Here is an 8,572-nt window from a genome sequence, read left to right as displayed (position 1 = left end):
TGCAGGCGCGTCAGGGCCACCAGCTCCGTGCCAGCCGGCTGGGCCACAGGGAAGGCGTCGGCCACAGGGTCGGTGCCAGCCAGCTCGGGCGGCAGCGCACCACGACGCTCGGGCTCGCACTCCAAGATCATGAGGCTGGCCGCCCACTCGGGCAGCCCCATGAGGGCGCGCAGCTCGCCGTCGAGAGGCCAGGGGCCCTGCAGCTCAACGCCCGGCAGCAGCTGAAGGCGCGAGGCCCCCACCCACCCCGCCTGGGCGTCCTGCGAGACCGCGAGCGCCTCCACCTCCTCGGCCGAGACGTCGTCAGCCAGGATGAGGGCGTGCCGCTCCTCCAACCGCCCCACCGGCAGCATCCCGGCCACGGAGAAGGTCAGGGTGTCCGTGGGCAGAGAGACGGACAGGTCAGGGCGGTGCTCAGCGTCGGCGCTCATGCCTGGCCCTGGCTCGCCTGCGCGCCGGCGCCACCATCGAGGCCACCCGCCGAGGAGGGCAGGTCCGACAAGGAGGCGACGCCGTCGGCCAGCGGGCCGGGGTCCTCAATACGGGTGCGCAGGAAGTTGCGGTAGGAGCGCGAGGCCGTGGGGCCACGCTGGCCCTGGTAGCGCGAGCCCGCGGCGCCGGCGCCGTAGGGAGCCTCGGCCGGGCTGGACAAGCGGAAGAAGCACAGCTGCCCCACCTTCATGCCAGGCCAGAGCTTGATCGGCATGGTCGCCGTGTTGGACAGCTCCAGGGTGACGTGCCCGGTGAAGCCGGGGTCGATGAAGCCGGCGGTGGAGTGGGTGAGCAGACCCAGGCGGCCCAGGCTCGACTTGCCCTCCAGGCGCGCGGCGATGTCGGCTGGCAGGGTGACGCGCTCGTAGGTGGCGCCCAGAACGAACTCGCCGGGGTGGAGGATGAAGGGCTCGTCGGGGCCGACGTCCACCAGGTGGGTCAGCTCGGGCTGGTCGACGGCGGGGTCGATCACCGGGTAACGGTGGTTGTCGAACAGGCGGAACCAGCGGTCCAGGCGGACGTCGATGGACGCGGGCTGGATCATCGCCGGGTCATACGGGTCCAGGCGCACACGCCCGGCGTCGAGCTCGGCACGGATGTCACGGTCGGAGAGCAGCACGGGGCTGATTGTGCCAGCCGTGGCTGGATGTGGCATGAGAATCGGCGCGAAGACGCCGTCGTCCCCGGCCGGGCACAGTGCCACGGTCAGGGACGACGGCGCAGGCGGCTTGCGTCGGCGCTCTCGCCTAGCAGCGGGGCTGGCAGAGCGGCCAGCGGGGCGCCGGCGTGATCACCAGGTTCGCGGGCCGCAGCCGTCATTCCTTGAGCGGAACGCCGCGGGCGTCCACGCCCCACGGCTGAGCGCCGGGCTGGGCGGTGAGGATGAGGATGCCCTCGACGATGCCCCAGATGGCAGAGACCCAGGAGAGGAAGCCCAGCGAGATCAGCGAGATGAGCAGCTGGATGACGCCCCTGCCGGTGTGACCGAGGTAGAAGTTGTGGATGCCCAGGCCTCCCAGGAAGATGCCGAGCAGGCCGGCGGCGAGCTTGGACTTCTGGTTGGTCACGTAGCCGGGCTGGGTGTAGCCCTGCTGGTAGGCCGGGGCGCTCTGGGCGTATGGCTGCTGGGCGTAGGCCGGGTTCGTGTAGGCCTGCTGACCGTAAGGCTGCTGGGAGTAGGCCGGGTCGGTGTAGCCCGCGGCCGGCTGCCCGTAGGTCTGGGCGTTGAGCTGGCCGAGCTGGTCGCCGCTGACGTCGGCGGACGCAGAGGACAGCGGGGCCGAGCCTGAGGACAAGGGATCCGGACCTGAGGACAAGGGATCCGGACCTGAGGACAGGGGGTCGGAGGGCTGGGGCGTGATGGTCATTGCTGCCTCTCGGTCATTTGCAGAACAGGGTCCTGCGTAGGGTATGCTGCTCCCGCACCTCACCGGAAGGTGAGCGCGCGGGTGTAGTTCAATGGTAGAACTTCAGCTTCCCAAGCTGACAGCGCGGGTTCGATTCCCGTCACCCGCTCCACTATGACGTCGAAAATGATAAGTAGGCGTTTGCGTTAGCGAGTACACCCCAAGGGGGTCAAAACGTTAGCGAGTGTATAGCGCGTTAGCTCTGACCTGCGGAAACGCTTTCCTCCCTTTCGGTTGAGCGAGCGTTTGCGTTAGCAGGCGTTGATTTGATCGAGGCGGACGCTATGATCGGCGACCTCGGTAACGAGTTCGGCATCGTGGGTGATGACGATGACGACGGCACCGGTATCAGCGAGTTTACGCATTACTCGGGAAATCGCGACAAGGTGCTTGTAGCCAACACCGGATGTGGGCTCGTCGAAGATGTAAACTTTCTTGTTCGCAGCAAGCGCTGTAGCAATAACCAGACGTTGACGTTGCCCGCCAGAGAGTGCTTGGGGATGATCAGCCTCGTGGTCGGCAAGGTCGAGTTCTGCAAGGATCGCGTGGGCATCGATGTGTTGCTTTTCGGCTTTGGTCGTGCCGAGCGTGACTTCGTCGATGACTGTGTCCGAGAATAGCTGCCGGGTTGGGTCTTGCATCACAAGGTAGGCGTCACGGCTGGTGAATTTTTGTCCGCCGAGTGTGATGGATGCATGTTTGACTTTTTCTAGTCCGCAAACAATGCGTGCCAGAGTTGATTTCCCTGAACCGCACGGGCCAAGGAGTGCCGTGATTTTCCCTGCCGGAAACAACACGTGGTTAATATTGAGGACTGTGTTTCCGTGGCGGTAGGCAAAGGCGAGGTTGTCGATCGTGAGCCCTTCACCTTCTGGTTCGGGCAGGCTCGGCATGGATACGGGCACTAGGGATCGCAGCCCAAGCTGTTTGCGCTCCTCATCCGAGGTAGCGTAGAACTCTTCGCCGGTTGCGGTGAGGGCGATCTTGCCTTTATCGAAGCAGTAGACACGGTCAGCGATCCCGGAAAGGAAACTTAGCCGGTGTTCAGCAATGATGATGGTGTGTCCATCAGCTTTGAGCCTGGCGATGAGTGTGGCGAGTTGGTCGATAACGTCAGCGGACAAGTTCGCGGTTGGCTCGTCAAAGACGATCAGCGACGTGTTGTTGCACATGGCGACGGCGCAGGCCACGCGCTGCATTTGTCCGCCTGATAGTTGTGTGACGCGGGATTCCAACAGGTCGACGATACCTAACTCGGCTGCGACCTCGTCAATGCGGGCACAGATCTCCTGCGGGTCGCGGCCGAGATTTTCTGGGCCGAAGGCGAGTTCTTGGCGCACGTGGGTGGTGTAGAACTGGGTGCGCGGGTTTTGAAACACTGTCGAACAATGGTGGGCAAGGCGTGGCAGGTCTGTTTGTGCCACGTCAATGTCGTCGACTGTGACGTTTCCGGTAAGGTCGCCGTCGTGGAAGTGCGGGATGAGCCCGTTAAATAGCCGTAGTGCGGTGGTTTTTCCTGACCCTGACGCGCCACACAGCAAGGTGACGGTTCCGGGTGTGATGGTGATGGTTGCGTCGTTGATTGAGGGGTGGTCTGCTCCTCGATAGGTGAAGGTGACCCTAGTTGCTTGGGCTATTGTCATAGGACGATTCTCCATATCGCGAAGCCGATAACGATGAGCAGAATGACTGCGTCGACCACTCGGAATTTCACGACTGTGACTGAGGTGGGCTTTGCGGTTCCGCCCAGTCCGCGCACGAGGGCGGCCGATGCCAGTTCGTCCCCGCTGCGTACCACGGTCGATAGCAGAGGGATTGTGAAGTATTGCGCCGCACGCAGTGAGAGCACGGACATCCCGCGTAGTTTCATGGCATCTGAGATCGCTTTAACCTCGTGGCCGATCACGGGCAGCACACGTAAGGCAACCGAGATTGGGATCGTGAAACAGGTCGGGATCCGTGAGCTGGCGAGTGCTTTTTGCAAGGTGGCGGGTCGGATTACGCCGATCGCGTAGGCTCCCATTCCTGCGCTGACACTGAATCGCCACATCCACTGCAAAAACAGCATGAGGAACGCGCTGGCCGTTGACTTCCACACCAGTGGTATCACGAAGACGAGCCCGCCGAGGACCGCAAACGTGGCCAGGTAGACGGCCACCCAGCTCGGGCGCACGAGCGTGTTGGGGTTGATTGCAGCGCTCGCCAGCATCACGGCGGCGAATCCGCCCAGAGTACACACGAACCACGGCGAGTAGGCACTGTAGATCGTGGTGGAGACGATGACGAGCGCTGCGATAATCGTGCGCGGGTCGGGAAGTTTAGACAAGACCGGCCCGTTCAAAGTGTTTGCGCGCGACCCTGGTTCCCAACAGACCAGCAAGCCAGCCCACGATGAGCATCACGACGAAGAAGCCCAACAGAATCGGAATCGTGACGACCTGTGCCATCTTGGCGGCATACTCGGCACCCATTTGTTCGGCGATTTGCGACATATATGCGTCTTGGTTCATAAATAGCGGCATCCACGGTGACACGTAGATCGGCAGAATAAACAGTGCGTATGCCAGCGGAACGCGAACTTTCACGTTCTTCGGTCCCTTGGTGATGACTAGGTCGGCGAGCAGGCCGAATACAGCGGCCACCGCGACGCCGCCCACCCAGTGGCCGGTCACGAAAAAGAGGATTTCGATGATAATCAGCATGATTGTCAACGCCCCCATCTTCGGAGTGCGTGCTGTGAACAGCGCAAAGACGATGCCGTTAACGAGGATAGAAAGCAAGAAACCGGCATACATGGCGGCGGGGATGAACCCGAGCATTCCGAATGCAAACACGATGACGAACATCAAGGCGGTGAAGACGCCAATGTTGATGAAGTCGCGCGCGTTGAGGCGCGAAGATGTGGGTGTGGACATAGTTTTTCCTTTCATGTGCTTATACGTACTGTGTTTAGACGAGTTGCCATCCGGCTGCGTTGATGCGTTCTTGCCAGAAATCGCGGTATTGACCTGGCTGGTTGACCAGCTCGTCGTGAGGCCCGCGCTGAGCGATACGCCCACCGTGGGAGAGCACAATGATTTGGTCAGCTTGGCGAATGGTTTCAAGTTTGTGGGCGATGACAATCAGTGTGGAGTGTTTGCGTAGCTCATTCATCGCCGCAACAATGTTGGCTTCATTTTCCGCGTCCAACGCGCTGGTGGCCTCATCGAACAGCACGATCGGGGCCTTCTTCACCAAAGCGCGAGCGATGGACACTCGTTGGCGTTCCCCACCTGACAGTGCACGCCCGCCAGCACCCGCCAATGAATTCCAGCCGTCTGGGAGCCGGTTGACGATTTCCGTCACGCCCGACAGGTCAGCGGCCCACCTGATTTCTTCATCGGTGGCTTCTGGGTTGCCAAGGCGAATGTTGGCTTCGAGAGTGTCGTTGAATAAGTAGACGTCTTGGAAGACGAGAGACACCTGGCGCATCAAATCTTCGGTGGTCTGCTCGCGCACGTCCACTTCGCCAACGCGCACGCTGCCGGACTGCACATCCCAGAAACGTGCAACCAACCGGGCGATCGTCGTCTTCCCGCACCCAGATGGACCAACCAGGGCACACATGCCGCCTTGCGGGACATGGAAGGAAATATCACGGAGAACCGGGGTGTCCGGATCGTAGCTGAAGGTGACGTCCTCGAAACGAACATCACCAGGGGCGTTTATCGGTGTGGAGGCATCGGGCTCGGACAGTTCGGGGGCATCCATGACCTTGTCGACGTGGTTCATCTGCTGGCGGCGTTCTTCCAGCCCGGTCATGCAGCCACCGATGTCTTGGAGCATGGTGGTGAACCGCAGGCACATGCCGATTGTGACCACGGCGTTCAGCGCATTCATTTGCCCGCCGAGGGCGAGTTGGGCGGTCAGCCAGATCATCACCACAATGAGCGCTTGGACGAACATTCCATTAATCAGGTTCGCTAATGTTTCGATCCACAATGCTTTGCGGCTTTTGCGGTCAGCCTGTTTGAATGCCCGATCAAGGGCCGGGTAGTCGTCGGCGACATGGCAGGAGCGCAGCGCGCCTTGGCAGGTGGCGAATTCGACCATGCGAGCCGCCAACTCTGACTCGGCTGGTTCGGAAACCTGCTTACCTTTATCAAGAAGCACGCGGGAGATATGGAGGAAGGCGAGCATGATCGGGAAGGCGATCGTCAAGGTCAGTCCCAGTCGCCAATCCCAGAACCAGGTTCCCACAGTGATCACCAGCACGGCTGAGAGTTTTTGGACGAGGGAGAAAATGAAATGTGCCGCCGACTCGCCCAGGTTCATCATTTCCTGGGTGACCATGCGCGACAGCCGTCCAGAGCTACCCGAATCGAACACTCCCAACGGTAGGCGGGCTACCTTGTTGCCGACCGCTTGGTGGACGTCGTGAATGAATCCGAGCGCGCCGATATAGCCGGTGCGCATGCCATAAAACTCCGTGCCCACGCCCAGCATCGCGATTACCGCCAAGGCGATGAGCCAGCCCGAAAACGACAGCCCCCACACCGGCATTCCGGTTGCTAGGGCACTTGCTGCGGGAAGCAGAGTCAGCAGGGCAAAGCCGTGACACAGTCCTGAGACCGCACCCCACGCTTGACCGACCGAGAGGTCTCGCCACGAGGCGGGTTCCATCAAACGCTTAAAGCGTGGTAGCAATAGTTGATTCATCGTGTCATCTCCTCGCATGCACCTTGGGCAAGAAGTGCCTGATAGTGCGCATTACCCAACAGCTCGTCGTGTTTACCGACCACAGCAATGCGCCCGCGTTCCATGACGACGATTTGGTCTGCCCCTCTGATCGAGGCCAGTCGGTGGGCGATCACAATCACGGTTCTGCCTTTGGCAAGAGTCGAGAGAGCTTGTTGGATTTTCGATTCCGATTCCGGGTCCGCCATCGCCGTCGCCTCATCCAGCACCAACACTGGGGCATCAACCATGAGCGCCCGGGCGATTGCGATACGGGCTGCCTGCCCGCCCGAAACGTGGGTATCCTCCCCCAACACGGTGTCGTAACCATCTGGCAGGCTCATGATGAACTCGTCGATCTGCGCTGCTCTCGCCGCCTGCCGCACCTGATCCAAGGTTGCGTCTGGCGCGCCCAGGGCAATGTTGTTGTGGATGGTGTCGCGAATAAGCTGTGCATCTTGCAGGACGAATGCGACCGTCGAATACAACACATCCTGGGAAATGCTCTTTAGATCAACCCCGCCGATAGTGATCGTGCCAGCGTCCGGGTCATCAAAGCGGGCCATCAAACTCGCCAACGTCGATTTCCCCGCACCCGACGGGCCAACCAGCGCGGTCACCGTGCCTGCCGGAATGCTCAGGCTTACCTCGTCTAATGCCTGGGTGTCGTCATAGGCATACGACACACCCCGAATCTCGATATCATGACCGTGTGGTGTCTGTGGTGCATCGGGTTGGCTCAATGCCGGTAGCTCCATCACCGCAACGAGGCGCACCGCAGCCGATCCCGCAAGCTGGTAAGACCAGGCGATGGTTGCGACCGTCATCAATGCGCCCGGCAACACCAAGGCAATCAACGTCGTCGCTATCACCTCGTAGATGCTCACCCAACCGGCGTTCATCATCAACGCGCCACCGCCAAGGTTCACGATCAACAACACCGGGATCGACACCCACGAAAATGAGGCGACCGACATCGACACCAGCGGCATACACCACGCCCGGTAGAACTTAGAAAACTCGTTAGCTGCATCTAAATAGGCTTTATGTGCTTGGCCGACCTTGCCGAACGCTTTCACCACTGAGATACCGGCAACGAACTCGGCCATCGTTGCCGAAACCTGAGCGAGCTTGGTATCCATTTGCGCGGTCTTCTCATTCATCCCACGCATCGACATGCCATACATGCCCACATAGAGCGGGATCGTCGCAATCGACAGCAACGCGAGTCGCCAATCCACCACAAACGCATACATCAACAAGGCGAGCGGGGATACGATCGCGTTCAGTTTCTCTATCGGCCCGTGCGCGATTACTGTGTGCACCGTGGCCGTATCATCCTGAATGGTCTTGCGGATCTTCCCCTCACCCTCGCGGGTAAACCACGACAGCGGAGCAGTCGACATTCGGGCGGCAATTTGCCGGCGCATCTGGTTACGCAACGACAGGTCAATAAAATGCGTCACACCCAATGCAACAAAATATAAGCTCAACCGGGCCATGTATGCGCTGACGAGGAGTATGACGATCCAGTTCACCCGCGCCGGGTCCACCTGGTCTTGCATAAGTTCTCTGCCAAGCTCCACCAGAGCCACATACGGGGCAATGGCCAACACCCCGGAGGCGAACGCTAAGACCTGCGCGACGAACAGTTTGCCTTTCACCGGCTGCGATAGCTGACGGATCGCGTTCTGGCCAGCGACAGATTTTTCCTTCGCCGACCCATACTCGCCTTCAACAACCTGATCTGTTACACTATCGTTCACGTAAACACCGTCCTTATTAGGTAAGTCTAACCTTACTTGATTTCTGGGAGGTGTGTCTAACCGTGCACGTCAACCGCTACAATATCACCCTTGCAGGGTCATGCTCACCTGTTCACCGGTGCGAAATACGAATCGGATCGTATCCTCGTCTACGATGGCGTGGTCGATGAGTGCGCTCCACTGGGCGGGGCG

General features: G+C 60.4%; 7 protein-coding genes, 1 tRNA gene and 1 pseudogene. 1 reads left to right on the top strand and 8 read right to left on the bottom strand.

Going from position 1 to position 8,572, the window contains the following annotated elements; translation table 11 throughout:
- The 3 genes and pseudogenes from HMPREF0058_RS02380 to HMPREF0058_RS02370 all read right to left on the bottom strand — a co-directional run.
- Positions 1 to 431: pseudogene (locus HMPREF0058_RS02380) on the bottom strand (hypothetical protein); the annotation flags it as partial.
- Positions 428 to 1,111, bottom strand: a complete 684-nt coding sequence (gene dcd, locus HMPREF0058_RS02375; RefSeq protein WP_006548069.1) for a dCTP deaminase — start codon at positions 1,109 to 1,111, stop codon at positions 428 to 430. The gene dcd and the pseudogene HMPREF0058_RS02380, both read right to left, overlap by 4 nt.
- Before the next feature lie 196 nt (positions 1,112 to 1,307).
- Entirely contained in the window at positions 1,308 to 1,859 is a 552-nt protein-coding gene (locus HMPREF0058_RS02370) for a TM2 domain-containing protein (protein WP_006548068.1), read from the bottom strand.
- Between the two features lie 77 nt (positions 1,860 to 1,936).
- On the opposite strand from HMPREF0058_RS02370, the gene HMPREF0058_RS02365 reads away from it, so the two are divergent.
- A tRNA-Gly gene (locus tag HMPREF0058_RS02365) sits at positions 1,937 to 2,010 on the top strand.
- Positions 2,011 to 2,149: 139 nt separating this feature from the next.
- On the opposite strand, the gene HMPREF0058_RS11980 is transcribed toward HMPREF0058_RS02365, so the two are convergent.
- The 5 genes from HMPREF0058_RS11980 to HMPREF0058_RS02340 are packed head-to-tail and all read right to left on the bottom strand — an operon-like array spanning position 2,150 to position 8,380.
- Positions 2,150 to 3,541: an ABC transporter ATP-binding protein gene (locus HMPREF0058_RS11980; protein ID WP_006548067.1), complete on the bottom strand. Its 1,392-nt coding sequence runs from the start codon at positions 3,539 to 3,541 to the stop codon at positions 2,150 to 2,152.
- Positions 3,538 to 4,224, bottom strand: a complete 687-nt coding sequence (locus tag HMPREF0058_RS02355) for an energy-coupling factor transporter transmembrane component T family protein (protein WP_006548066.1) — start codon at positions 4,222 to 4,224, stop codon at positions 3,538 to 3,540. The genes HMPREF0058_RS11980 and HMPREF0058_RS02355 overlap by 4 nt, the downstream gene beginning before the upstream one ends.
- Positions 4,217 to 4,813, bottom strand: coding sequence for an MptD family putative ECF transporter S component (locus tag HMPREF0058_RS02350; protein WP_006548065.1), 597 nt, complete (start codon positions 4,811 to 4,813; stop codon positions 4,217 to 4,219). Before HMPREF0058_RS02350 ends, HMPREF0058_RS02355 begins: the two co-directional genes overlap by 8 nt.
- 34 nt (positions 4,814 to 4,847) lie before the next feature.
- Positions 4,848 to 6,596 (bottom strand): ABC transporter ATP-binding protein, encoded by a 1,749-nt coding sequence (locus tag HMPREF0058_RS02345; RefSeq protein WP_040319487.1) that lies wholly within the window; start codon positions 6,594 to 6,596, stop codon positions 4,848 to 4,850.
- Positions 6,593 to 8,380 carry an ABC transporter ATP-binding protein gene (locus tag HMPREF0058_RS02340; protein WP_040319486.1) on the bottom strand — a complete coding sequence of 596 codons (1,788 nt, stop codon included), beginning with the start codon at positions 8,378 to 8,380 and terminating at the stop codon, positions 6,593 to 6,595. Before HMPREF0058_RS02340 ends, HMPREF0058_RS02345 begins: the two co-directional genes overlap by 4 nt.
- Positions 8,381 to 8,572 lie beyond the last annotated feature (192 nt).

Origin of the sequence: Actinomyces urogenitalis DSM 15434 (assembly GCF_000159035.1) — a bacterium.
Taxonomy (GTDB): domain Bacteria; phylum Actinomycetota; class Actinomycetes; order Actinomycetales; family Actinomycetaceae; genus Actinomyces; species Actinomyces urogenitalis.
This window is presented reverse-complemented; position numbering and strand designations above follow the sequence as displayed.

Coding starts and splice junctions, on each gene's coding strand:
- HMPREF0058_RS02350 (WP_006548065.1), bottom strand. CDS start 4,813: ATGTCCACACCCACATCTTCGCGCCTCAACGCGCGCGACTTCATCAAC.
- HMPREF0058_RS02345 (WP_040319487.1), bottom strand. CDS start 6,596: ATGAATCAACTATTGCTACCACGCTTTAAGCGTTTGATGGAACCCGCC.
- HMPREF0058_RS11980 (WP_006548067.1), bottom strand. CDS start 3,541: ATGACAATAGCCCAAGCAACTAGGGTCACCTTCACCTATCGAGGAGCA.
- HMPREF0058_RS02370 (WP_006548068.1), bottom strand. CDS start 1,859: ATGACCATCACGCCCCAGCCCTCCGACCCCCTGTCCTCAGGTCCGGAT.